This window comes from Streptomyces sp. NPDC006332 (assembly GCF_040612855.1).
In the GTDB taxonomy this organism is placed as follows: Bacteria; Actinomycetota; Actinomycetes; order Streptomycetales; family Streptomycetaceae; genus Streptomyces.
Window position 1 is genome coordinate 504,385 of record NZ_JBEXRA010000001.1, and the last position, 24,341, is coordinate 528,725.

The following is a 24,341-nucleotide window of genomic DNA, read 5'->3' on the forward strand; positions in this document are numbered from 1 at the left end:
TGGGACGGTAGGCCGACGGTCCTGCTCATAGCAAGAGGTGCGGAGCAATTTGTTACGCCGGTTTGTCCGCGCGGTTATCCGCGGCTGGACTCCTGACGTGGCGCTGGCCGCCGGAGTGTTACCAGGTCAGAGGCTAGGCAGTCGGATCGGCCGCAGTGACGGGGGCGGAACCGGGGGTGGCCCGGTGGCCGGTGAAAACTTCCAGAAAACGTTTACGAAACGAGCAGCTCGTTCGGGTCCGGAGGAAGGTCGCGTCATCCTCGCTGGGCGGGCGGCCGCACGGAGTTCCGTACGACGACATGGGTGCCCAGCACCAGGTGGTCCCCGTCGGTGCCCTTGCGGCGGCCCCCGCCGCCCTCGCGCCGGTCGGCGACGGCACGCAGGGCGACCCGGCCCATCTCCTCGTACGGCACGTGCACGGTGGTGAGTTGGGGGGTGAGCTGGGAGGCCAGCGGGATGTCGTCGTAGCCGACGATCGAGACGTCCTCGGGCACCCGCAGGCCCGCCGCGCGAAGCGCCTGTGCCGCGCCCGCGGCGACCACGTCGGTGCCTGCCAGCACCGCCGTGAAGTCCAGGCCCTCACGCAGGCTCTCCTCGACCGCCTCGTATCCGTGCTCGTCGTCGTAGGGACCGTGCCGCACCATGCCCGGCTCGAAGGGCACGCCGTACGCCTCGAAGGCGCGCCTGGCGCCCCTCAAGCGGCCCTGCGCGGTGGTGAGTTCGGCGTGACCGGGCAGGACCAGGACCCTGCGGTGCCCGGCGGACAGGAGGTGGCTGGCCATCGCGTAGGCGCCGCCCTCGTTGTCGTAGTCGACCGTCGTGGCCGGCACGTCGCCCTCCAGGGGTGGTCGGCCGACCAGCACCAGGTGTGAGCCGGCCGCGTCCAGCGAGCGGGCGAAGCGGGCCATGCGCAACTGGTACTCGTCGTAGTCGTAGGCGCCGCCGAGCAGGACCACCGCGGCCACGCCCTGCTGGCGCATCAGGTTCACCAGCGCGAGTTCCCGTTCGGGGTCGTCGCCGGTGGTGCCGACCAGGGAGAGCCAGCCGCGCAGGGTGGCGGCGCTCTCGACGCCCTTGGCGACATGGGCGAAGGCGGCGCCGGTGATGTTGTTGATGAGGATGGCGACCGTCGGCGTACCGCCGCCGGCGAGGGAGCGGGCGTGCGCGTTGGTGACGTAGTCCAGGTCGCCGACCACCTTCATCACCCGGCGGCGCAGGTCCTCCGAGACGGGGTAGTTGCCCGACAGGACGCGCGACACGCTGGCGACGGAGACGCCCGCCTGTTCGGCGACATCGCGGATGGTGGCCCGTCCGGCGTCGCCGGACGCCTTGCGCTGACTCACCGTTGCGGCTCCTTCACCGTTGCGGCCGACTCGCCCGGGGACCGGGAGAACCGGGTGGACCGGAATGACCAGGTGGACCGGCAGTGCGGGGCACACCTCTTGGACCCTGCCGGAGTCCGTGGGGTGTCCGCTGGTCCACGCCGGTACTGAAACCGTATCCCATTGTTTCCGGTTGTTTCCCCCGGGTGCGCAGGGCGGTCCGCGCCGACCTCACGCGACCCGCGCCAGGTCCGAGTGGCGTACCTCGTGGGCCGGTGGCAGACCCGCGACCAGGCGTTCCAGTTCCTCGACGACGATGCGGCCCAACCGCTCCAGCTCGTTGCCGAGCGAGCCTGCGATGTGCGGGGTGAGGAAGACGTTGGGCAGTCGGTAGAGCGGGGAGTCAGCGGGCAGCGGCTCGGGTTCGGTGACGTCGAGGATCGCGTGCAGCCGGCCGGAGACCAACTCCCCGGTGAGGGCGTCGGGGTCGATCAGGGCGCCCCGGGAGGTGTTCACGAGGACGCCGCCGTCCCGGATGAGGGCCAGCCGTCCGGCGTCGAGCATGCGGTAGGTCTCGGGGATGTCCGGGGCGTGCAGACTCACGATGTCGCTCTGCGCGAGCAGGTCCTCCAGCGGCAGGAGTTCGGCGCCCAGGGCGGCGGCCTCGGCGGGGCTGACGTAGGGGTCGTGCAGCAGGACCGAGAAGTCGAAGGGCCGCAGCAGCTCCAGGAGACGGCGGCCCACCCGGGAGGCGCCGATGACACCGATCCGGCGGCCGACGTTGCCGATGGACGCCGTCTCGGCGGGCCGCGGGTAGGTGTGGTCGGCGCGGAAGCGCTCGCGGTGGGTGAAGGTGTCCTTCCCGGCGAGCAGGATCATCGCGAGGGTGTACTCCGCGACCGGCAGGGCATTGCCGGTGACCGCGCTGGAGACGGTGATGCCGCGCGCCCACAGGGCCTCGCCGACCAGCGAGCGGACCGAGCCGGCGGCGTGCAGGACGGTGCGCAGCCGGGGCGCCGTGGCGAGGACGCCGGTGTCCAGGCGGGGGCAGCCCCAGCCGGTGATCAGTACCTCGGCGTCGGCCAGGGCGTCGGCCGCGGCGGGATCGGCGAAGTCCCGTATGACGAGCGCGGGATCGAGTTCGGCCGCCTTGGCCAACCGGGTCATGAGGGGCGGCGGGAACAGCAGGGGGAGGTGCACCGGATCCATCGCGAACACGGCCCTGGGGGGCTGAGGGCTGGGCATGTCTCTCCTGACACACTGGGCACTGGGTGGAAACATTTTCAGAAAGCGTCTTCTACCGTAGATCTGGCGGAGACGGGCGGTCAATCGGCAAGATGGGCGGGGGAGTCGGTCGCGGTCCGGTGCGGCCGGTGCCCGCGAGGGTCCGGATGTCGCGAAATCGCTTACCGGGGCTCGGCGGCGACCCTGGAGCGCTTGGCTGCGCCGGGACCGGCGGACGTATTGGCAACCGGTTCCCAAGATAGCTCCGCAGGAGACTCCGTCTTGTTCCCCGTCGCCTTCGCAGATCAGAGCGCGTTCACCGGTTCCGTTCGACCGGTTGGCTCATGACATCAAGGTTACGCAGTCTTTTCGAAAGTTCGTCAAGGCTCTTGACGCGGTTTCCGGACAGGAAGAAGCTCTGCCCACTGTCTGACAACCGGTTGTCCACGACATCGCGACGCCGGTTCGATCTCGGGTCGAGATGTCGAACAAGGAAGTGAGAGGTGGTGCGTTCATGCGCCCTCGTGTCGGTGCTTCGATGGGCCGCCGCCGATTCCTCGCCCTGTCGGCGGGAGGCGCCGCGGCCGGCGCGTCAGCGCTGAGCGGCTGCGCCCTGCAGGTGGCAGGTGCCGCGACCGGCGGCGGGGAGAGCATCACGGTGATGGCCAAGCTCGACGACATCGCCCCGGAGCTGATCCAGCAGGCCCAGAAGGAACTCGGCATCAGGATCACCCTGGTGCAGGACGACATCACCCGCCTGATCGCGATGCTCACCAGCGGCAACCCGCCGGACCTGGTGCGCGGCGTCGGCGCCCTGGACGCGCCGTTCTACGCGGCCCGGGGCGTCGCCGAGGACCTGGACCCGTACTTCGCCAAGTCCACCGTTCTCAGGGTCGAAGACCTCGACCCGGTCAACGACCTGTGGCGGTACGACGGCGCCGTCCAGGGCAAGGGGCCCCGCTACGGCATGGCGAAGGACTTCTCCCAGGACGCCATGTACTGGTACAACACCGCGCAGTTCGACCGGGCGGGCGTGGACTATCCCGCCGAGACCGAGCCGATCACCTACGAGGAGTGGCTGGAGAAGGCCGGGCGACTGGTCGAGCGGAAGAACGGCCAGACCACCGTCTACGGCGGCAGCTACAACGGCGTGAACATCGTCGTCCTGCTGACGAACCTGGTCGCCGCCGCCGGCGGAAACATCTTCTCCGAGGACTTCACCCGGGTCGACTTCACCACCCCCGAGGCCCGCAGGGCCCTGACCTGGTACGTGGACTACGCCAAGGCCAGAGTCGGGCCGAGCCTCATCCAACCCAACCCGGACGCCTGGGACGGGCCCACCTACGTCGCGAACCGGATGGCCATGTCGGGCAGCGGCTACTGGCTGGGCGGCATGATCAACGCCGACCCCAAGATCGCGAAGGTGTCCCGCCTCGCCCCCGCCCCCGTCTTCGAGGGCGGCCCGCGGCTCAGCTCCTGCCAGGCGGGCACGGGCATGTGGATGCCGAAGAAGGCACGTAACAAGGACGCCGCCTGGCGGGTCTTCGAGTGGTTCTTCGGCGAGGGGCCGGCCAAGGCCCGCGCGGCGGGCGGCTGGGGGATACCGACCCTGAAGTCGCTGCGCCCGCTGATGCCGCAGAAGGAGGACTACCAAAAACGCGTCTTCAGGGTGCAGGAGGCCGAGTTGAAGCACTTCTCGGTGACCCCGTTCACTCCCTACGCCAAGTGGGACGCGCTCGAAGCCCTCCTCAACCAGGTCATGCCGGCCGCGATGAACGGCCGGATCTCCGTCGACACCCTCGCGGGACGCCTCAACTCGTCGGTCAACGAACAGCTGAAGCGCGGTAAGGAGCAGGTGGGATGACGGTCAGTCAGATACCGGAGGCCGTGCGGCGACCGCGGCCCGCCATCGGAGGCGGTGCCGTCCGCTCGGGAGACCTGCCCCGGACCTCCATGACCGCCCGCCGGCACCGGGCGTTCTATCTGTTCACCTCGCCCTGGATCGTCGGTTTCCTGCTGCTGACCGTCGGGCCGATGGCGTACGCGCTGTGGTTGAGCTTCACCACCTTCGACGGGATCTCCCCGCACTGGAGCTACGTAGGGTTCGACAACTACCGTGAACTGCTGTCCGACCCGGTGACCTGGGACTCGTTGAGCCGGGCCGGCGTGTTCGCCCTCACCTCGGTACCGCTGTCGATCGTCGCGGGGCTCGGCCTCGCGGTCCTGGTCAACCGCCCGATCCGGGCCCGCGGGCTGTGGCGCACCCTGCTCTATCTGCCGGCCGTGGTGCCCCCGGTCGGCGCGGGCCTCGTCTTCAAGACGCTCTTCAACCGTGACTCCGGTGCAGCCAACGGCGTCCTCAACCTTTTCGGCATCGACGCGGTCGCCTGGCTGGACGACCCGTACGCCCGCTACGTGATCCTGATGGCAGTGCTGTGGGGTGCCGGAAACGTCATGATCATTTCCCTGGCCGGGCTCCAGGACGTGCCCCGCGAGCTGCACGAGGCGGCCCGGATCGACGGTGCGAGCGCCTGGCGGACCTTCCGCAGCATCACCGTGCCGCTGCTGTCGCCGGTGCTGCTGTTCCAGGCCGTGACCGGGATGATCGCCTCGGTGCAGACGATCATGCCGCTGTTGATCGCGCCCAACCCCACCCCGGCCGGCGTCACCGCGATCCCGCAGACCAACTACATGTACATGATGCACGTGTTCGCGGAGTACTTCGCGCTCGGCCGCTACGGCTACGCCTCCGCGCTCCTGTGGGTGCTCTTCGTCCTGATCCTCATCGCGACCGGCCTGATCTTCAGGCTCACCTCCGGTGTGGTGTTCTACAACGTCGACCCGGAGGCGAAGAAGTGACCGCCACCACCGCCACGGCCGCCATGCCCCCCGTGCCCCCCGAGAACCTCGCCCCCGCCCTCCGGGTGCGGGTGCGCGCGTCCCGCCTCGTCCTCTACACCGTCCTCGTCGCGGTCACCGGTCTGCTGGTCGGCCCGTTCGGCTGGCTGGTCATCACGGGCCTGAAGACCACGCCCGAACTCGCCGCCTCCCCGGTGCACTGGCTGCCCGACAAGATCCAGTGGCACAACTTCGCCGAGGCTTTCACCAGCATCGACTTCCTCGGATACGCCCGCAACTCCCTCATCATCGCCCTGATCTACGCCACCCTCGTCACCCTCAGCTCCGCCTGGGTCGGTTTCGGCTTCGCCCGTCTGGACGCCCCCGGCAAGAAGGTGCTGTTCGGTGTCCTGCTCGGCTCGATGATGCTGCCGCAGATGATCACTCTCTTCCCGACGTACCTCATCTTCGCCAAGGTCGGCATGGTCGACACCTACTGGCCGTGGGTGCTGTGGGGGTTGTCGGCGGCCCCGTATCTGGTCTTCCTGTTCCGGCAGTTCTTCGCCGCCATGCCACGGGAGCTGGAGGAGGCCGCGATCGTCGACGGCTGCGGTTACGGCGGGATCTTCTGGCGGATCTTCCTGCCGCAGTCCTGGCCGGTGCTGGCCGCGAGCTTCGTGATCGCCTTCACCTGGACCTGGGGCGACTTCATCGCCCCCATGCTGCTGCTGTCCAGCGACCGTACGACGCTCTCGGTCGCCATCATGACCTCCTACGTCACGGAAGGCGGGCTGCCCGTCAACAACCTGGCGGCCGCCGGGTCCGTGATGTACGTCGTCCCGATCCTGCTGATCTTCCTGATCGCCCAGCGCGGTTTCGTCGCCGGGATGTCCACGACCGGGCTCAAGTAGCCCCTTCTGCCTGCCTGTTGCAAGGAGTCACGTATGAACACGCCCCTGTCCCGCCGTACCGCCCTCCAGGCGGCGGGCGCCACCGTGCTCGCCGCCGGCCTCACCGGCCTGACGGCGTCGTCGGCCCGGGCCGACGACGCGGGCACCCTCTCCGCGCCGAAGCTCGTGACCTACCCCCGGCCCGCGGACATGCCCACGAACACCAGCTTCAAGGTGAGAGTGCGCACCGCCCCGGACGGCGAGTGGCAGACCCTGGACATCTGGCGGCCCCAGCTGGAGGAGATCAACGCCACGACCGGGTCCGGCAAGGTTCTCAACTCCTCGATGGTGTACTTCGACTTCCAGGGCTCCGTCGAGATCGAGGTGACCTACGTCAAGGGCGGCACCACCAAGGCCCGGGTGCGGCCGGACGCCCTGGGCATCAAGCCCGAACTCCTCGGCGACACCCTGCGGTTCACCCTCGACGAGCCGCGTGACGTGGTCGTGCAGATCAACGACGAGATCTTCGACTGTCTGCACGTCATCACCAACCACATCGACCCGAACCCGCCGTCCGCCGACGACCCGGACGTCCTCTACTTCGGCCCCGGCACCCACACCGTCACCGGGAACGTCCTCACCGTCCCCAGCGGCAAGACCGTGTATCTGGCGGGTGGCGCGGTCCTGAAGGCCCAGGTGTTCTTCAAGAACGTGGAGAAGGCCGCCCTCACCGGCCACGGCATGATCACCGCCGGCCCGGGCGGGATCCTCTGCGAGGGCAGCAAGAACATCCGCGTCGAGGACGTCATCATCATGAACCCGAACGGTTACGCGGGCACCTTCGGCATGAGCGAGAACGTCCACGTCAAGAAGGCACGGTCGTTCAGCTCGAAGGGCAACGGCGACGGCTTCGACGTCTTCTCCTCGACGGGGATCGTCTTCGACGGCTGCTTCATGCGCAACTCCGACGACTGCTTCGCCATCTACTGCCACCGCTGGGACTACTACGGCGACACCCGCGACATCACCATCCAGAACTGCACCCTGTGGGCCGACGTCGCGCACCCGATCAACGTCGGCACGCACGGCAACAGCGACGCCCCCGAGACGCTCGAGAACCTGGTCATCAGGAACATCGACGTCCTCGACCACCGTGAGCCCCAGATGAACTACCAGGGCTGCATCGCCCTCAACCCCGGCGACTCCAACCTGATCAAGAACGTGACGATCGAGGACGTACGGATCGAGGACTTCCGCTGGGGCCAGGTCATCTACATGAAGGTGATGTTCAACCCGAAGTACAACACCTCGGTGGGCCGCGGCATCGAGGACGTCTACGTCAAGAACCTCAGCTACACCGGCACCCGCGCCAACCCGTCGCTGTTCCTCGGCTACGACGCCGACCACGCCATCAACAACGTCACCTTCGAGAACCTGGTGATCAACGGGCTGGTCGTCGCCGACTCGATGAAGAAGCCGAGCTGGTACTACACCACTGACGCCGTCCAGTGGTTCTACAACGAGCATGTGACGAACCTGAAGTTCCTCACCACCGCCGAGGCCGAGGCGGCCGCCGCGTCATGATCACTCCAGCTCCGAGCCGCCGCGGCTTCCTCGGCGGCACGGCGGCCCTCCTGCTGGTGGCGGGCGCGAGCGGACTGCTCACGCCCACCGCCGCCCGGGCCGCCGAACAGCACACCGGCTCCCGCACCTTCACCCACCCCGGCCTGCTGCACAGCGCCGCCGACCTCGCCCGGATGAAGGCCGCGGTCGCCGCGAAGGAATCCCCGGTGTACGACGGCTACCTGGCGCTCGCGGCCCACGCGCGCTCCCAGCCGACGTACGCGATCCAGAACACCGGGCAGATCACCTCCTGGGGCCGTGGCCCCAGCAACTTCCAGAACCAGGCGGTCGCCGACTCGGCCGCCGCCTACCAGAACGCCCTGATGTGGTGTGCCAACGGAAACCGCGCCCACGCCGACAAGGCCCGCGACATCCTCAACGCCTGGTCCGCCTCGCTGACCAAGGTCACCGGCGCGGACGGCCCGCTCGGCGCGGGACTCCAGGCGTTCAAGTTCGTCAACGCGGCCGAACTGCTGCGGCACGGCGACTACGACGGGTGGACGGACGAGGACATCGCCCGCTGCGAGGCGTCCTTCCTGGACGCCTGGTACCCGGCCGTGTCCGGCTACATGCTGTACGCCAACGGCAACTGGGACCTGACGGCCCTTCAGACCATCCTCGCCATCGGCGTGTTCTGCGAGCAGCCCGCCCTCTTCGAGGACGCCCTGCGCTTCGCCGCGGCCGGAGCCGGCAACGGCAGCGTCACCCACCGCATCGTCACTGACGCCGGCCAGGGCCAGGAGTCCGGCCGCGACCAGGGCCACGAGCAGCTCGCGGTCGGCCTGACCGGCGACATCGCCCAGGTCGCCTGGAACCAGGGCGTCGACCTGTGGGGGTACGACAGCGAGCGGATCCTCGCGAACTTCGAGTACGCCGCCCGCTACAACATCGGCGGCGACGTCCCCTTCGTCCCGGACCTCGACCGCACCGGCAAGTACATCAAGACCACCGTCTCGGCCACCGGACGCGGCACCCTGCCCCCGATCTACGAGATGGCGTACGCCCACTACGCCGGCGTACGCGGCCTCGACACCCCGTACACGAAGGCGGCCGTCTTCCGCGGTACCGGTGGGGCCCGCCTCGTCGAGGGCAGCAACGACGACCTGCCCAGCTGGGGCACCTTCACCTACGCCGGCACGAAGGCGCCCGCGCCGACCGTGCCCACGACGCCCACCGGCGTCACCGCGACCGGCGACGGATCGTCGGTCACCGTGAGCTGGCTGCCGTCCGCATGGGCGAGCACCTATACCGTCAGCCGGGCCACCGAGCCCGACGGGCCGTACGAGGAGATCGCCACCGGCGTCGACAAGCCGACGTACACGGACGGCGGGGTGCGCGCCGGACGGACGTACTCCTACGTCGTCAGCGCCACCAACTCCCAGGGTCAGAGCGTAACTTCGAGCACTGTCACCGCCACAGCAGGACTCCCCGCGCCCTGGTCCACGCGGGACCTCGGGGACGTACGGATCCCCGGCTCCGCCGGCTTCGACGGTGAGCGGTTCGTGCTGGAGGCATCCGGCACCGCCGACACCTACCGCGTCGCCCAGCTGCCGCTGCGCGGCGACGGCACGGTCACCGCGCGGATCGTGTGGCCGCTCAGCTCGCAGTACTCCAAGATCGGGGTCACCGTACGGGCCGCCCTGGACGCGGACGCCGCGCACGCCGCCATGCTGATCCAGGGGCTGCCGCTGCACACCTGGAGCGGGGTGTGGTCGGTACGGGCGTCGGCGGGAGCCCAGGTCACCGCAACCGGCAGCACCCCCGTGCCACCCACCCAGCAACAGGCCATCACCACCTCCGCCGCCTTCCCGATCTCCAGCCTGGGCGCACTGCCCGAGTCGGCTACCCCGATCGAGGCGCCGTACGTGGAGGGCGCGGGTGACGGCTACCGGCTGCGCGCGCCCTACTGGGTACGGGTGACCCGCAAGGGCCGCCGCTGCACCGGCGCCATCTCCCCGGACGGCATCCGCTGGACCGAGGTCGGCACCAGTGAGGTCGAGTTGGGGAGCACCGCGTACGCCGGTCTGGTCCTCACCTCCTGCCTCGGCGTCGACGAGGAGTACGCCGACACCGGTACGGGCGCCTTCGACAACGTCAGCGTGACCTCGGCGTCCGGCGAGGTGTGGTCCGTGCCGAAGCCCGCCCGCACCGCCGGTGACCTCACCGCGACCAGCGGGGCCGACGCCGTCGAGCTGGCCTGGACCGACCCGGACCTCTCCGCCCGCTACCAGGTGCTGCGCGCCACCGACGCCGACGGGCCGTATCGGACCCTTGCGACCGGCGTCGGCCCGGTCGGGTTCGGCACCCGCATCCGGTACGCGGACGCCACCGGCACCCCCGGGACGACGTATCACTACGCCGTCGCGAAGACCAACACCGCCGGGCGAGGCCCGCGTTCGCAACCCGCGACGACAGTCATGCCCTCGCCGTCCTTGCCTCAACTCACCTCCGCCAGCACGGCGTTCGCCAACCAGGGGGTCCCGTTCCGGCAGTTGCTGCGGGCCACCCATGAGCCGATCCGGTTCGCCGTGAGCGGCCTGCCCGACGGGCTGCGCGTCGACAAGCGCACCGGCCTGATCTCCGGGACCCCCACCGAGACCGGCGAGTTCACGGTCACCTTCACCGCGGGCAACGCGGCCGGAGACGTCTCCGGCACGCTCACCCTCACGGTCGGCACACCGCCGCCCGTCCCCTGGACGTACGGAGACCTCGGCGACGTCGTCCTCGACGACCGGGACTTCGGGACGCTCGGCGTCGTCGCCGTCCGCACCCCGGGCAGCACCGCCCACCAGGACGGGACCTTCGTGGTCCGGGGCGCCGGAGCCGATCTCACCGTCAACAACCAGGGAATGACGGGACAGTTCGTCCGGCAACCGGTCACCGGCGACTGCACGGTCACCGCCCGGCTGGTCTCCCGTACCGGAGCGAGTGCCGACCGGGTGGGGCTGCTGATGGCGAAGTCGCTGTCACCGTTCGACCAGGCGGCCGGAGTGATCGTCACCGGCGGGACCACCGCGCAGCTCATGCTGCGGCCCACCGTGGCCGGTGCCTCCGCCTTCTCCGGCACCGCGACCGTGGCCCTGCCGCTGCTGCTCCGGCTGAAGCGCACCGGGACCACCTTCGCCGCGGCCGTCTCATCGGACGACGGCGCCACCTGGACCTCCCTGGCCTCCGGCCAGATCCCCGGGTTCGGTGACGCCGCCTATCACGTGGGCCTCGTGGTCTGCTCCCGCAACCCCCTGGCCCTCGCCACCACCGAGTTCGACGAGGTGAGCATCAACCCCGGCTGATCCCCCCACGGATTGGAGTCGCACCCATCATGAGCCGCACTTCCCCCCACACATACCTCCAGGAAACCGAGTTGAGCCGCCGCGGTCTGTTCAGGACCGCCGGCGGTCTCACCGCCGCACTCGCTCTCGGCGGCACGTTCGCAGCCACCACCGCGGACGCGGCGCCCGCCACCTTCACCCACCCCGGCATGCTGCACAACGCCGGCGACATCAACCGAGCCAAGGTCAGGGTCGCCGCGGGCACCGACCCCTGGCTGTCCGGCTGGAACAAACTGACCGCCAACACCCACTCGAGTTCCACCTGGACGGCCAACCCGCAGGCCACCGTCTACCGCGGATCGGGCTACCCCGAGAACTACGGCATCCTCTACAACGACATCGCCGCCGCCTACCAGAACGCCCTGCGCTGGCAGGTCGCCGGCACCGCCGCGAACGGCGACTGCGCCGTGCGCATCCTCAACGCCTGGGCGAACACACTCACGTCCATCCAGGGCAACGCCGACCGGTTCCTCGCCGCCGGGATCTACGGCTGGCAGTTCGCCAACGCCGCCGAACTCATGCGCGGGTACGCCGGGTTCGACCTCAACAAGTTCAAGCAGATGATGCTGAACGTCTTCTACCCCTTGAACAACCAGTTCCTGACCGGCCACAACGACGCCTGCATCACCAACTACTGGGCGAACTGGGACCTGTGCAACATGGCCTCCGTCCTGGCCATCGGGATCCTCTGCGACGACGGTGCCAAGTACGACCAGGCCGTCACCTACTTCAAGTCCGGCGCCGGCAACGGCTCCATCCAGCACGCTGTGCCGTTCCTCTACCCGAACGTCGACGGCTACGACCTCGGCCAGTGGCAGGAGTCCGGCCGCGACCAGGGCCACACCATGATGGGCATGGGGCAGATGGGCGCGATCTGCGAGATGGCCTGGAACCAGGGCGAGGACCTGTACTCGTACGACGGCCGCCGCTTCATGAAGGCCGCCCAGTACGTCGCCAAGTACAACCTCGGCAACGACGTGCCCTTCACCACCTACACCTGGGGCACCGGACAGAGCTGCGCCCAGTCGTCCCAGACGGTGATCTCCGCCGACTCCCGCGGCCAGGGCCGCCCGGTGTGGGCGATGCTCCACTACCACTACGGTCGGCGCCTGCTCCTCGACGACAAGTACATCTCCCAGATGTGCTTCTCGGTGGCGCCCGAGGGCGGGGGAGGTGACTACGGCTCCACCAGCGGCGGCTACGACCAGCTCGGATTCGGCACCCTGATGTTCGCGAAGTAGCGGTCACGGAGGGTACGCGAGCGTGCGCGTCGTGTACCCTCCGTAGACCATATCCCTCGAACAGCCGCACGACTTCCCTCGCGGGCCGGAATACCTGGGACACCTGTGGTGCTCTGATGTTCACGGTGCACAAGTGCGGCACGGGAGGCTGGTGGGCAGATGACGGCAGCGGACCAGACGGGCCCAGTGGTCAGGACGCCGTACGGCGCCGTGCGCGGCCGGTACGAGAGCGGCGTCGCGGTGTTCCGGGGCATCCCGTACGCGGCCCCACCCTTCGGACCCCGGCGGTTCAGGCCGCCCAAGGAGCCCGAGCCCTGGGACGGCGTGCGCGACGCGGGCGCCTTCGGGCCGACGGCACCGAAACCGCCGTACTCGGACGCCTTCGCGCAGTACCTGTCCGATCCGGTGGTGCCGGGCGACGACTGCCTCAACCTCAACGTGTGGACACCCGAGCCCGGCCCCGGAGCCCGGCTCCCGGTGCTGGTGTGGCTGCACGGCGGCGCCCTGACCCGGGGATCGTCGGCCGTCCCCGTGTACGACGGACACTCCTTCGCCCGCGACGGCGTCGTCCTCGTGTCGGTCAACTACCGGCTCGGCGTGGAGGGCTACGGCCTCTTCCCGGACGTCCCCGCCAACCCCGGCCTGCGCGACCAGCTCGCCGCGCTGCGCTGGGTGCGCGAGTCGATCGCGGCCTTCGGCGGCGACCCCGACCGGGTCACCCTGGCCGGTCAGTCCGCCGGCGCGATCAGCACCGGCGCCCTGCTCGCGGCACCGCAGGCCAGGGGCCTGTTGCGGCGGGCCGTCCTGCAGAGCGGGCCGCCCGAGGTGAGCGACCGGGACAAGGTACGGCGGATGGTGCGCCGCATGGCGACCAGGCTGCGGGTCCCCGCCACCGCGGCCGCCTTCGCCGAGGTGGACCGCGAGCTGCTGCTGCGCACCCAGGCCGAGGTCGGCAGGCTCAGCAGCCCGGTGGTCGGCGGTCCCGCGTTCGGGATCGTCGTCGACGACGACCTCGTGCCGCGTGATCCCCTCGCCGCCCTCGTCGAGGGGGACGTTGCGCGGGACGTCGACCTGATGGTTGGCTGGACCCGCGACGAGTACCGGCTGTGGCTGGTCCCGGGCGGACTCCTGGAGCGCGTCGACCGGCTCGGCGCGGTCGCGCTGGCCGGTGCCATGGCCCGCTGTCACTGCGGCCCCGAGGTGCCTCGCGGCTACCGCGGACTGCACCCGGAGGCCCGCCCCGCCGAGATCGTCGGCCAGATGGTCACCGACCACCTGCTGCGCCTCCCGCTGCACCGCCTGGCCGACGCCCGCCCCGACCGCACGTACGTCTACGAGTTCGCCTGGCCCTCCTTGCTGCCCGGCCTCGGCTCCTGCCACGCCCTGGAGCTGGGCTTCGTCTTCGACACCGGGGAGACCCCCGAGTCCGCCAAGCTCGCCGGCTCCGGCGCCCCGCGCGACCTGGCCGACGCCATACACGGGGCGTGGGTGCGCTTCGCCACGGACGGCGACCCGGGCTGGCAGCCCTGGGACGACTCCCACCCGGTACACGTCTTCGGCGACGGCGAGCCGCACACGGCCTACGGCCCACGCGACCGGGAGCTCGCGGTGTGGACGGCGGACGCGCGGACCCGGGCGGCGGCGGCCTTGTCGACGGGGCCGGTGGCGGATGTGGCGGCGGACGCGGGGGCGGTCCAGGCGACCGGCCCGGCGGCGGATCCGGTGCTGGACGTGGTGCTGGACCCCGCAGTGGCTCCCACGGTGGACCCGGAGGTGGCGTCCGGCGGGCACCGTATGTCGGCCCGGCTCGCCCCGATGCGGGCGATGGCCGCCCGGAGCACGGCCGCCGCGCGAAGCGCCGAGCTGCGGTCGGCGGTACGGCGACTGCGACTGCCCGGGTCGGTACGCCGCTCGTCGACGCCCCAGGACTGACGGGTTCTCGATCCGCTGGAGTCGGGCAGGTGGTCGGGTCCCGGCCGGCGCCGATCCGCCCGGAAAGCGCCCCGGCCCGCCCGGCCCGCCGTCCCGGCAACCGTTCAGGAACCGGTTGCCGCCACCGAGTCCCGTACCACCACGTGCGTACCCAGGAGCAGATGTTCGTCCGGGGTCTCGGCGGTGCGCCCCAGTGCGGTGCGGACGGCGAGGCGGCCCAGTTCCTCGTAGGGGACGTGGACCGTGGTCAGCGCCGGGTGCAGGTCCCGGGCGAACGGGATGTCGTCGTAGCCGGCCAGCGAGACGTCACCCGGCACGGTCAGGCCCGCCTCGTGCAGCGCGGTCAGCGCGCCGGCCGCGACCATGTCGGTGGCGGCCACCACGGCCGTGAAGTCCAGCCCCTCCTTCAGCGCCCGGCGCATCAGACGGTGTCCCGCGTCGCGGGTGAAGTCGCCGTGCAGCAGCAGCGCCGGGTCGGGCTCCAGGCCGCGGGCGCGGTGGGCGGCCAGATAGCCGCGCTCGCGCCCCTGCGCGGTGGTGTGGTCGGGCTTGCCGCCGAGGAACAGCACCCGCCGGTGGCCCTGGGCGAGGACATGCGCGACCAGGGCGAAGGCGCCGCCCTCGTTGTCGTACTCGATGACCGTGACCGGCGCCCCGGAGCCCAGCGGCCCGCGGCCGCACAGCACCAGGCGTGAGCCCGCCGAGGCCAGCGAGTCGGCCATCCGGCGGGTACGCTCGCGGTACTCGGCGGTGTCGGCCACGCCGCCGACCAGGATCACGGCGGCGGCCCGCTGGGCGCGCATCATCTCCACGAACTCCAGCTCGTGCCGGACGTCCCCCTCCGTGCTGCACACCAGGCAGAGGTGCCCGAGCCGGGTCGCCTCGCGTTCCACGCCGTGCGCCATGAGCGCGAACGACGGGCCGGTGATGTCCTCCAGGACGAACGCCAGCGTGGGCGTGCCGACGCCCGCCACCGCCTTGGCGCGCGCGTCCGCCACGTAGTCCAGGTCCCGGACCGCCCGCATCACCCGGGTGCGGGTCGTCGCGCTCACCGGGTACACCCCGCCCAGCACCCGCGACACGGTGGACGCGGAGACCCCCGCGCGGGCCGCCACGTCCCGGATGGTGCTCCGGCCGTCCGCGTCCTCGCTCTTCCTCGTCATCCTGCCTCGCCCCTCTCGCCGGGCCGTGTACGCCCACCCCTCGGGAACAGCGGCAACATGGATGGAAACCGGTTCCCCGAGGGGAGGCTAGCAGCGGGGAGGGTGAAGAGGCAGGGCGTCGGGCAGGTCAGGCGAGGGGCCCGAGTTCACGCGGCTCGCAACGCCTCCGCGATCGACGTGATCGCCCCCGGGCCCACCCGGCAGCAACCGCCGAGCAGCCGGGCGCCCGACTCCCGCCAGCCCCGGACCTCCTCGGGGGCGAAGGTGGAGCGCCCGGCCCAGGCGCGAGCCTCCGCGTCCCAGGTCTCGCCGCTGTTGGGGTAGACCACGACCGGTTTGCCGGTGACCCGGGCGGCGATCTCGACCGCCCGGTCCACGTCCTGCGGGGCACAGCAGTTCACCCCGACGGCGATCACCTCGTCCGCGTCGGCGGCCACCGCGAACGCCTCCTCCAGCGGCTGCCCGGCCCGGGTGGTCCCGCCCGCGACGGAGTACGACAGCCAGGCCGGCACCCCGAGCCCACGCGCCGCCCGCAGCAGCGCCTCGGCCTCGTCGGCGTCCGGCACCGTCTCCAGCGCGAGGACGTCGGGGCCGGCGGCGGCCAGCACCTCCATGCGGGGCCGGTGGAAGGCCTCGAGTTCGGCGACGCTCAGCCCGTACCGGCCGCGGTACTCGGAGCCGTCGGCGAGCATCGCGCCGTACGGGCCGACCGAGGCGGCCACCCACAGCGGCCGGGTCACGCCCTTCGCCTTCGCCCGGGCCGCCGCCTCGCGCGCCGCCGTCACGCTCAGGCCGATGAGTTCGGCCGCCCGCCCACGCTCGATGCCGCGCTTCGCGAAGCCCTCGAAGGTGGCCTGGTAGCTCGCGGTGATCGCCACGTCCGCGCCCGCCAGGAAGTACCCGAGGTGCGCCTCGGTGATCGCGTCGGGGTTCTCGGCGAGGAGCCGCGCCGACCAGAGCTCGTCGCTCAGATCGTGCCCGGCGGACTCCAGTTGGTTGGACATGCCGCCGTCCAGGACGACCGTCCCGGAGGCGAGGGCGGCGGAGAGAGAGGAAGGGGCGTCGCTGGTCATGCCACGACGCTAATGGAAGGGTCCGCGGTCCGGCCTGCTGTGTCCAACAGATGAACAGGTCGCCCAGCATGTGGAATGCCGGGTACGATCGCGCCCTCCCCTCCCCGCACCGTCCCCCGGGAATCTCCATGACCGCGCCCAAGACCACCGACGCCACCGAGACCAGCGAGCCGGAACCGACCGGACCGGCCGCCGCCCCACGCCGCCGTACCTTCGGACTGGGCGCCGCCACCGCCCTCGTGATGGGCAACATCATCGGCGGCGGCATCTTCGCGCTGCCCGCCACCGTCGCCCCCTACGGCGGAGTCAGCCTGCTCGCCTTCGTGATCCTGTCGGTCGGCGCGGTACTGCTCGCGCTGCTGTTCGGCAAGCTGGCCCGGCGCACCCCGGTCACCGGCGGCCTGTACGTGTACCCGCGCGACGCCTTCGGCCCGTTCGCCGGCTTCCTGTCGGCATGGTCGTACTGGACGATGTGCTGGGTCAGCATCGCCGCCCTCGCGGTCGCGGTCGTCGGCTACGTCGACGTCCTGATCCCCCTGCACGGCAACCACGCCATGGAGGCGCTGGTCGCGCTCGCCGCGCTGTGGCTGCCCGCCGCCGCGAACTTCGCCGGCACCCGCTGGGTCGGCGCCGTCCAGGTCGTCTCCACGATCCTGAAGTTCGTGCCGCTGCTGCTGGTCGCCACCGTCGGCCTGTTCTTCGTCGACACCGACAACTTCGGCCCGTTCAACCCCACCGGCGACAGCGTCCCCGGCGCGCTCGCCGCCGCCGCCGCGCTGCTCCTCTACAGCTTCCTCGGTGTCGAGTCGGCCGCCGTCAGCGCGGGCGAGGTGCGCGACCCCGAACGCAACGTCGGCCGCGCCAGCGTCCTCGGCACGCTGGGCTCCGCCCTCGTCTACATCCTCGGCATCGTCGCCGTGTTCGGTCTCGTCCCGCACGACAAGCTGGTCGACTCCGGCGCCCCGTTCGCCGACGCCGTGAACGCCATCACCGGCGGCAGTTGGGGCGGCACCGCCATCTCCCTGGTCGCCGTCGCCTCGATCACCGGCTGCCTCAACGGCTGGATCCTGATGGCCGCGCAGATGCCGTACGCCGCCGCCCGCGACGGTCTCTTCCCGGCGCCGTTCGCGAAGGTCGGCAAGGGCGGGGTGCCCGGCTTCGGGGTGTGGGCCTGCGCGGTCCTCGGCACGCTGCTCATCGCCCTCAACTACACGGCGGGCCCGGACACCACGTTCCGTGTCCTCGTCCTGATCACCACGTTCACGGGCTGCGTGCCGTACCTCCTGTCGGCCGCCGCCCAGTTGTACTGGCTGGCCAGGGGCACCCGCGAACAGGTTCGCCCGGCCGGCCTGGCCCGCGACCTGACCGTCGCGGCCCTCTCCTTCGCCTTCTCCTTCTGGCTGATCGCGGGCGCCGGCTACGCGGCCGTGTACCAGGGCGTGCTGTTCCTCTTCGTGGGGATCCCGGTGTACGTGTGGATGCGGGGACGCCGGGCGACCGAGGACGCTCCCGCCTAAAATCCCGTCATGTCTGACACGGAGGACGTCGAGGCCGAAGCCGCCGGAACAGCGGCGTACGCCGAAGCCGTGGACGTGCTGGGGCCGTTCCGTGGGCCGGTCTTCCTCGCGCCTCTCACGCACAACCCCAACAACGGGGTCACCGGCGGGGTTTGGTCCGTCACCGCCGGGGAGCGCACGGCCGTCCTGAAGGTGCTCACCCGGTCCAAGGGCACCACCGGCCACTGGGCCGCCTCGGACGAGCCCCGGCACTGGAACTACTGGCGGCGCGAGGCCGACGTCCATGTCTCGGGGCTCGCCCAGCTCTGGCGGCCGTACGGCATCCGGGCGCCCCGGCTGCTGGCCTGTGTGGAACGGCAGGACGGCGACGTGGCGTTGTGGCTGGAGCTTCCCGGGGCGGCCCCGGCACCCGGTGGACGGTGGAACAGCACATCGAGCACCTCCGTCGCCTCGGCCTCGCGCAGGGCGCCGTCGGTGAGACAGCGGACCGGCCGTGGCTGTCCCGGAGGTTCCTGCGCGAGTACATCGCCGGTATGACGCCGGGTCAGGAACTCCTCGACGACGACGAGGCATGGCAACAGCCCCTGGTCCGGGAGCACTTCCCGGCCGGGCTGCGCCACGACATGGTCCGACTCCACCACGACCGTGACTGGTTCCTCCGCATCATGGAGTCGCTGCCGCGTGCCTTCTGCCACCTCGACATGTGGCCCGCCAACGTCCGCTCCGACGGCCCCGGCAGCGCCCTGTTCGACTGGGCGTTCGCCGGCGACGGTGCCCTCGGTGAGGACCTCGGCAACTACCTCCCCGACTCGGTCTTCGACCTGTTCGTCCCGGCCGCCCGCCTGCCCCGGTACGCGGCGGCGGCCTACGAGGCCTATCTGCACGGCCTGCGGGAGAGCGGCTGGAAGGGCGACGAGCACCTCGTACGTCTCGCGGTGTGCGCCTCCGCCGTCAAGTACGACTGGCTCACCGGACTGATGCTGACCCGCGCGGGGGAGGCTCAGGTGGACTACGGCGGCGACCGTCCGGTGTCAGCCGAACTCCGTTACCGGGAGCGCGGGTCGGCGTTGGCGTTCCTCGCGGGCTGGGCGAGCGAGGCGCGTGAACTCGCGCCACGGCTGGGCTTCCCGGAGGCGCCGAGTGGGCGGTGAGGCGTGCGGGCGTCCGCGACGCCGGACGGGTTTCCGGTCGTCGGGGACGTGCCGCCCCCGCCGCGCAAGCTGTCAGTCGTGCGCCGCGTGCCGCCCGCCCCCGCGTCGTCCGCCCCTCCTGCGCAGGGTCGTGGGCAGCACCAGGCCGATGAGCAGCCCGACGGCCATCAGGTACGGCCACCAGCCCAGGCCGCTGCCCGCGGTGCCGGCGGTGCGAGGCTCGGCGGCCGGAGCCCCACCGGAGGACACGGATCCGCGGCCGCTCGGCGTCGAGGTCGCGGCAACGGGACTGAGGACCACGTCGTTCCCGTCACCGCCCCGGTAGCTGATCCGGTACGTCGTGTCCGCGAGCCTGACCTTCGTCCCCTCTCTCAGCCCACGAAACGCCCCCACGACTTTCGACCGCCCCTCATGGTCGAGCACCGTGATCTCACGCGCGGGACCCGAAGCGGTGTGTGCGGGATCCGAAGTCGCCCGTGCGGGATCCGTGGTCGTACGCCCGGAATCCGAAGCCGTACGCCCGGAATCCGCCCCGGCCGCCGACAGATCCAGCTCCCCGCCCAGCCGTACCGCGCCCGTCACCTTCAACGGCCCGCCCCGCAGGACCAGTTCGCCCTCGGGTCGCTGGGTGTAGCCGCCCGAGACGGTGATCGGGCCGGCGACCACACCCTCGTTGGTGACGGTCCCCTTCACCGTGCCCTTGCCGGTCAGAGTGGTCGCCACCCGCAGCCCCGCCGTCCCGGTGTCCAGGCGCGCTCCGGACGAGGTGAGCCTGATCGCCTCGCTGTGCGCGAGGGTCGCCCCCTCACGCAGGGCGAGCGTGCCCTTGGTGACCGTCGTCGTCCCGGTGTACGTCACCGCGCTCCCGGTGAGCGTGGTGGTGGCCGCCCCCGACTGGACCAGCGCCCCGTCGCCGCCGACGTGGGACAGGGAGATGGCGGTGCGGGCGTTGTGCACGACGAGCGTCCCCTCGTTCACCACCCGGCGCCGTTCGGTGCCCGTCAGCAGCGAACCGTCCCCCTGCGCCGACCCGAGTCGCAGTACCGCGCCCTTCTCCACGGTCGTCGAGCCGTCGTAGTACTGCCGTGCCGCGAAGGTCACGTCGTTCCCGCGGGTCCCCGCGATCACGATGTCCCCGGCGCCGGGCGCGGACAGCGTGTCGTGGAACCTGCCGCCGCCGATGGGGGCGCCCAGCGTCACCGGTCCGTCGTAGTCGAAGGTGAGCTTCGAGCGGGAGCGGGCCGCCAACAGGTTGATGTAGACGGTCTCGGCGGTGCCCGGCATGAAGATCCGGTGTGTGGTGCCGTCGCCCCACTGGACGTTCGCGCCCTTGATGTTGGTGCCGCGCTTGTTGACGTTCTTCCGCGCGGGCGTCCAGTTCAGGGCGGGATCACTCAACGAGGGGTCGGTGTCGCCGCCCTGGTCCGACCAGCTGTACTGGCCGGTCAGAACGACCTTGCTGCCCGGCCGGGACTGGACGTTGATGTCGCTGCCGTACTCGCGCTGGTAGAAGTCCATGCCCATGGTGACCGTCCGGCCGAGCGGCGTGTCCACGGTCCAGGTGCCCTGGTTGAGGACCTTGCGCACGTTCGGCAGTGACGTCGCGAACTCGGGCCGCCCGGCGTTCACCTGTGTGCCGTTGTCGATCACCCCGGAGAAGGCGTGGGTGCCCGACAGGTCCCAGGTGCCCCACAGGAACCGGGGCTGGGTGATCAGCCCGGAGCCGCTGATGGTGCCCAGGTTGTAGGCGCTGCGCAGGGACAGCCGCAGGGTTCCGTCGACCCTGATGTTGTCCTGGTTGAGCCGGAACGCCGGTGTGTCGTAGGGGAAGTGGCCGATCAGTCCGGCCGTCCCGCCGTTGCCGTACTGCAGGGTCGCGCCGCGTTCGACGGTGATCGCCGGTGGGTCGGGGGCGGCGACGGTGACGTAGGGGTGGTTGCCGCCCGGTGTCGCCACCCGCTGCCGTTGGCGGGCCTGCGGCAGCGTGAAGTCGCTGTCCCGGGTGAGGACCAGGGTCCCGCCGCCGCGCACGGTGAGTGTGCCCTCGCCGCGGAACACCCCGTCGTATGTCGTGGTCCCGGGTGGCACGGTGACGACCGTGTCGCCGGTGAGCGTCACGTCCCGGTTTGCGAGCACGTAGGCGGTGATGTCACGGGTGCCGGCTCCTGCCGCCGGGGGAGCGGTGGCGATCATGGCCACCGCGGCGAGGGCGCCGACGGCCGCTGTGGTCCTGTGGGTATGGCTGCGCACGTACCGGAGACGGATCGGGCCCTGGGGCGATAACAGAAAACAGACGAACGGGTTCCGGTGTCCGTAGGTCGGCAGAAAGCGATTTCCCCTTTCACGTCCAACCCGTTGACCTCCTCCTTCCACACCCTTACCTTTTCGGCGTTCGTCATCACAAATGATGTTCGACGTATCGAACATCACTCTCCGGCACCCCCCACCCCCGAGAGGCAGTCCGCATGAGCCGCGACCACGACCTGCCCGGTACAGCCGAGACCGCCGGCACCCCTGATCCCTCCGTGGGCCCGGAGGCCCCCAGCCGCAGACTGCTGCTGAAGGGGGCCCTGGCCGCGGGCGCCCTGGCGGCGGCCGCCCCCGGTATCGCCCACGCCGCCCCAGTCCCCAAGGCGGGCCCCTACTTGAACCCACTCGTCCGCAACCGCGCCGACCCGCACATCCACCGTCACGCCGACGGCTTCTACTACTTCACGGCCACCGCTCCCGAGTACGACCGGATCATCCTGCGCCGCTCCCGCACCCTGAACGGCCTGGCGACCGCGGCCGAGTCCGTCATCTGGACCAAGCACGCGACCGGCCCCATGGGCGCCCACATCTGGGCGCCGGAGATCCACCGCATCGGCGGCAAGTGGTACATCTACTTCGCCTCCGCGCCCGCCGAGAGCGTGTGGGACATCCGCATCTGGGTCCTGGAGAACGCGCACCGTGACCCCTTCAAGGGCACCTGGACCGAGCGCGGCCAGATCAAGACGGCCTGGGAGACCTTCTCCCTCGACGCCACCACCTTCACCCACCGCGGCAGCCGCTACCTCGCCTGGGCCCAGCACGAGCCCGGCCTGGACAACAACACCGGACTCTTCCTGTCGCGGATGGCCAACCCATGGACCCTGACGGGCCCTCAGATCCGGCTCTCCACCCCGGAGTACGACTGGGAGACCATCGGCTTCAAGGTCAACGAGGGACCGTCGGTCATCGCCCGAAACGGCCGCCTGTTCATGTCGTACTCGGCCAGCGCCACCGACTGGCACTACTGCATGGGCCTGCTGACCGCCGACGCCGACAGCGACCTGATGAACCCGGCGAGCTGGTCCAAGTCGCCCACGCCGGTCTTCACCAGCAACGACACCACCAAGCAGTACGGCCCCGGCCACAACTGCTTCACGGTCGCCGAGGACGGGCACAGTGACGTCCTCGTCTACCACGCGCGCCAGTACAAGGAGATCGTCGGCGACCCGCTGAACGACCCCAACCGCCACACCCGCATCCAGAAGCTGGGCTGGAAGAGCGACGGCACCCCGGACTTCGGCATCCCCGTGGCGGACACCGCGACGGCCGCCTCCGCCGGCCCGGCCGAGGAGCGTGCGTGAGATGAGACGCGTCCGCTCAGCCCTGCTCGCCCTCGTCCTGGCGCTGCTCGGCGCCCTCGCCACCGCCGGACCGGCCCAGGCCGCGCCCCAGACGGTGACCAACGGCACGCAGTTCAAGGACACCTCGGGCAACCCCGTCCACGCCCACGGCGGCGGAGTCATCAAGGTCGGGACCTACTACTACTGGTTCGGCGAGAACCGCAACGCCGACAACACCTTCCGGTATGTGGACGCCTACCGCTCCACCGACCTGAAGAACTGGGAGTTCAGGAACCACGTCCTGACCCAGTCGAGCTCCTCGGAGCTGGCGAGCGCCAACATCGAGCGGCCGAAGGTCATGTACAACGCGTCCACCGGCAAGTTCGTGATGTGGATGCACAAGGAGAACGGCACCGACTACAGCGAGGCCCGTGCCGCCGTAGCCGTGTCGAGCACCGTCGACGGCACCTACACCTGGCAGGGCAGCTTCCGCCCGCTCGGCCAGCACATGTCCCGTGACATCACGGTCTTCGTGGACACCGACGGCGCCGGATACATGGTCTCGGCGGCCCGCGAGAACTACGACCTGCAGATCTACCGGCTCACCGCCGACTACACCGGCATCGCGAGCCTGGTGGCCAACCCCTGGCCGGGCGGCCACCGGGAGGCACCGGCGCTGTTCAAGCGGGGCGGCGTGTACTTCATGCTCACCTCGGGCGCGACCGGCTGGAGCCCCAACCAGCAGCAGTACGCGACGGCGACCTCGCTGTCGGGTCCCTGGTCGGCCATGACCGACGTCGGCGACTCGACGGCATACGGCTCGCAGACCGCGTACGTCCTTCCGGTACAGGGCAGTTCGGGCACCTCGTACCTCTACCTGGGCGACCGCTGGGGCAACTCCTTCGGCGGGATCGTCAACGACTCCCGGTACGTGTGGCTGCCGCTGAGCTTCCCGAGCAGCACCTCCCTGTCCATGTCCTGGTCGCCGGAGGTCACCGTCGACACGGCCGCGGGCACCGTCAGCGGCACGAGCGCCACGTACAACACGCTGATCGCCCGGCACTCCGGCCGGTGCGCCGACGTGACCAGCCAGTCGCTGTGGCCGGGTGCCCAGATCAAGCAGTACGACTGCAACGGCGGCGGCAACCAGAAGTACTGGTTCAAGTCCGTGGGCGGCGGCTACTACCAGCTGATGGTCCGGGGCAGCTCCCTGTGCGTGCAGGAGAACGCGAGCACGGTCACCCAGGAGAACTGCGACGCCTCGGCGACCGGCCAGCAGTGGTCGGTGACCACCAGCGGCTCGTACGTGAACCTCAAGTCCCGTGCGACCGGGGAGTGTCTGGACGTGAACGGCGCGTCCACCGCCAACTCCGCAGCCATCATCACGTACACGTGCAACGGAGCGACCAACCAGCAGTGGACGCGCGGAACATGAGGTGTCGTCAGAA

Annotated in this window: 17 protein-coding genes; 12 read left to right on the forward strand and 5 right to left on the reverse strand. The window is 70.7% G+C overall.

Annotated features, from left to right (window positions below):
* Nucleotides 1–254: 254 nt before the first annotated feature.
* On the reverse strand, nucleotides 255–1,343 hold the full coding sequence (locus tag ABZ027_RS02085) for a LacI family DNA-binding transcriptional regulator (protein ID WP_356763365.1): 1,089 nt from the start codon (nucleotides 1,341–1,343) through the stop codon (nucleotides 255–257).
* A 210-nt stretch (nucleotides 1,344–1,553) separates the two neighbouring features.
* Entirely contained in the window at nucleotides 1,554–2,567 is a 1,014-nt protein-coding gene (locus tag ABZ027_RS02090; protein ID WP_356763368.1) for a hydroxyacid dehydrogenase, read from the reverse strand.
* A gap of 493 nt (nucleotides 2,568–3,060) precedes the next feature.
* Between ABZ027_RS02090 and ABZ027_RS02095 the strand changes: the two genes are divergently transcribed.
* The 7 genes from ABZ027_RS02095 to ABZ027_RS02125 all read left to right on the forward strand — a co-directional run bounded on the left by ABZ027_RS02095 (nucleotide 3,061) and on the right by ABZ027_RS02125 (nucleotide 14,399).
* The gene (locus ABZ027_RS02095; protein ID WP_356763370.1) at nucleotides 3,061–4,410 is read left to right on the forward strand and encodes an extracellular solute-binding protein; all 1,350 of its coding nucleotides are present in this window, start codon (nucleotides 3,061–3,063) and stop codon (nucleotides 4,408–4,410) included.
* The gene (locus ABZ027_RS02100) at nucleotides 4,407–5,405 is read left to right on the forward strand and encodes a sugar ABC transporter permease (RefSeq protein ID WP_356763372.1); all 999 of its coding nucleotides are present in this window, start codon (nucleotides 4,407–4,409) and stop codon (nucleotides 5,403–5,405) included. The genes ABZ027_RS02095 and ABZ027_RS02100 overlap by 4 nt, the downstream gene beginning before the upstream one ends.
* A gap of 23 nt (nucleotides 5,406–5,428) precedes the next feature.
* Nucleotides 5,429–6,295: a carbohydrate ABC transporter permease gene (locus tag ABZ027_RS02105; RefSeq protein ID WP_356763455.1), complete on the forward strand. Its 867-nt coding sequence runs from the start codon at nucleotides 5,429–5,431 to the stop codon at nucleotides 6,293–6,295.
* 33 nt (nucleotides 6,296–6,328) lie between these two features.
* On the forward strand, nucleotides 6,329–7,858 hold the full coding sequence (locus ABZ027_RS02110; RefSeq protein ID WP_356763374.1) for a glycosyl hydrolase family 28 protein: 1,530 nt from the start codon (nucleotides 6,329–6,331) through the stop codon (nucleotides 7,856–7,858).
* Nucleotides 7,855–11,187, forward strand: a complete 3,333-nt coding sequence (locus tag ABZ027_RS02115) for a putative Ig domain-containing protein (protein ID WP_356763376.1) — start codon at nucleotides 7,855–7,857, stop codon at nucleotides 11,185–11,187. Before ABZ027_RS02110 ends, ABZ027_RS02115 begins: the two co-directional genes overlap by 4 nt.
* A 29-nt stretch (nucleotides 11,188–11,216) precedes the next feature.
* A complete protein-coding gene (locus ABZ027_RS02120; RefSeq protein ID WP_356763378.1) occupies nucleotides 11,217–12,467 on the forward strand; it encodes an alginate lyase family protein in 1,251 nt (416 codons plus the stop codon).
* 159 nt (nucleotides 12,468–12,626) lie between these two features.
* Complete coding sequence (locus ABZ027_RS02125; RefSeq protein WP_356763379.1) at nucleotides 12,627–14,399, forward strand: carboxylesterase family protein; 1,773 nt, start codon at nucleotides 12,627–12,629, stop codon at nucleotides 14,397–14,399.
* A gap of 104 nt (nucleotides 14,400–14,503) precedes the next feature.
* Here ABZ027_RS02125 and ABZ027_RS02130 read toward each other — a convergent pair whose 3' ends face one another.
* A complete protein-coding gene (locus ABZ027_RS02130; protein ID WP_356763381.1) occupies nucleotides 14,504–15,562 on the reverse strand; it encodes a LacI family DNA-binding transcriptional regulator in 1,059 nt (352 codons plus the stop codon).
* A gap of 146 nt (nucleotides 15,563–15,708) precedes the next feature.
* The gene (mmuM, locus tag ABZ027_RS02135) at nucleotides 15,709–16,635 is read right to left on the reverse strand and encodes a homocysteine S-methyltransferase (RefSeq protein ID WP_356763383.1); all 927 of its coding nucleotides are present in this window, start codon (nucleotides 16,633–16,635) and stop codon (nucleotides 15,709–15,711) included.
* A gap of 128 nt (nucleotides 16,636–16,763) precedes the next feature.
* On the opposite strand from mmuM, the gene ABZ027_RS02140 reads away from it, so the two are divergent.
* From ABZ027_RS02140 to ABZ027_RS02150, 3 genes are read left to right on the forward strand one after another with little or no spacing between them, the layout of a single operon-like run.
* Nucleotides 16,764–18,152 (forward strand): amino acid permease, encoded by a 1,389-nt coding sequence (locus ABZ027_RS02140; protein WP_356763385.1) that lies wholly within the window; start codon nucleotides 16,764–16,766, stop codon nucleotides 18,150–18,152.
* Between the two features lie 9 nt (nucleotides 18,153–18,161).
* Entirely contained in the window at nucleotides 18,162–18,689 is a 528-nt protein-coding gene (locus ABZ027_RS02145) for a hypothetical protein (protein WP_356763387.1), read from the forward strand.
* Nucleotides 18,572–19,303 (forward strand): phosphotransferase, encoded by a 732-nt coding sequence (locus ABZ027_RS02150; RefSeq protein WP_356763389.1) that lies wholly within the window; start codon nucleotides 18,572–18,574, stop codon nucleotides 19,301–19,303. The genes ABZ027_RS02145 and ABZ027_RS02150 overlap by 118 nt, the downstream gene beginning before the upstream one ends.
* 72 nt (nucleotides 19,304–19,375) lie before the next feature.
* Here ABZ027_RS02150 and ABZ027_RS02155 read toward each other — a convergent pair whose 3' ends face one another.
* Entirely contained in the window at nucleotides 19,376–21,553 is a 2,178-nt protein-coding gene (locus tag ABZ027_RS02155; RefSeq protein ID WP_356763391.1) for an autotransporter, read from the reverse strand.
* 215 nt (nucleotides 21,554–21,768) lie between these two features.
* Here ABZ027_RS02155 and ABZ027_RS02160 point away from each other — a divergent pair, with 215 nt between their 5' ends.
* Both ABZ027_RS02160 and ABZ027_RS02165 read left to right on the forward strand, forming a co-directional pair.
* Nucleotides 21,769–22,914: a glycoside hydrolase family 43 protein gene (locus ABZ027_RS02160; RefSeq protein WP_356763393.1), complete on the forward strand. Its 1,146-nt coding sequence runs from the start codon at nucleotides 21,769–21,771 to the stop codon at nucleotides 22,912–22,914.
* 1 nt (nucleotide 22,915) lies between these two features.
* On the forward strand, nucleotides 22,916–24,328 hold the full coding sequence (locus ABZ027_RS02165) for an RICIN domain-containing protein (protein ID WP_356763395.1): 1,413 nt from the start codon (nucleotides 22,916–22,918) through the stop codon (nucleotides 24,326–24,328).
* Nucleotides 24,329–24,341: the final 13 nt, after the last annotated feature.

Coding starts and splice junctions, on each gene's coding strand:
- ABZ027_RS02090 (WP_356763368.1), bottom strand. CDS start 2,567: ATGCCCAGCCCTCAGCCCCCCAGGGCCGTGTTCGCGATGGATCCGGTG.
- ABZ027_RS02095 (WP_356763370.1), top strand. CDS start 3,061: ATGCGCCCTCGTGTCGGTGCTTCGATGGGCCGCCGCCGATTCCTCGCC.
- ABZ027_RS02100 (WP_356763372.1), top strand. CDS start 4,407: ATGACGGTCAGTCAGATACCGGAGGCCGTGCGGCGACCGCGGCCCGCC.
- ABZ027_RS02105 (WP_356763455.1), top strand. CDS start 5,429: ATGCCCCCCGTGCCCCCCGAGAACCTCGCCCCCGCCCTCCGGGTGCGG.
- ABZ027_RS02110 (WP_356763374.1), top strand. CDS start 6,329: ATGAACACGCCCCTGTCCCGCCGTACCGCCCTCCAGGCGGCGGGCGCC.
- ABZ027_RS02115 (WP_356763376.1), top strand. CDS start 7,855: ATGATCACTCCAGCTCCGAGCCGCCGCGGCTTCCTCGGCGGCACGGCG.
- ABZ027_RS02120 (WP_356763378.1), top strand. CDS start 11,217: ATGAGCCGCACTTCCCCCCACACATACCTCCAGGAAACCGAGTTGAGC.
- ABZ027_RS02125 (WP_356763379.1), top strand. CDS start 12,627: ATGACGGCAGCGGACCAGACGGGCCCAGTGGTCAGGACGCCGTACGGC.
- ABZ027_RS02130 (WP_356763381.1), bottom strand. CDS start 15,562: ATGACGAGGAAGAGCGAGGACGCGGACGGCCGGAGCACCATCCGGGAC.
- mmuM (WP_356763383.1), bottom strand. CDS start 16,635: ATGACCAGCGACGCCCCTTCCTCTCTCTCCGCCGCCCTCGCCTCCGGG.
- ABZ027_RS02140 (WP_356763385.1), top strand. CDS start 16,764: ATGACCGCGCCCAAGACCACCGACGCCACCGAGACCAGCGAGCCGGAA.
- ABZ027_RS02145 (WP_356763387.1), top strand. CDS start 18,162: ATGTCTGACACGGAGGACGTCGAGGCCGAAGCCGCCGGAACAGCGGCG.
- ABZ027_RS02160 (WP_356763393.1), top strand. CDS start 21,769: ATGAGCCGCGACCACGACCTGCCCGGTACAGCCGAGACCGCCGGCACC.
- ABZ027_RS02165 (WP_356763395.1), top strand. CDS start 22,916: ATGAGACGCGTCCGCTCAGCCCTGCTCGCCCTCGTCCTGGCGCTGCTC.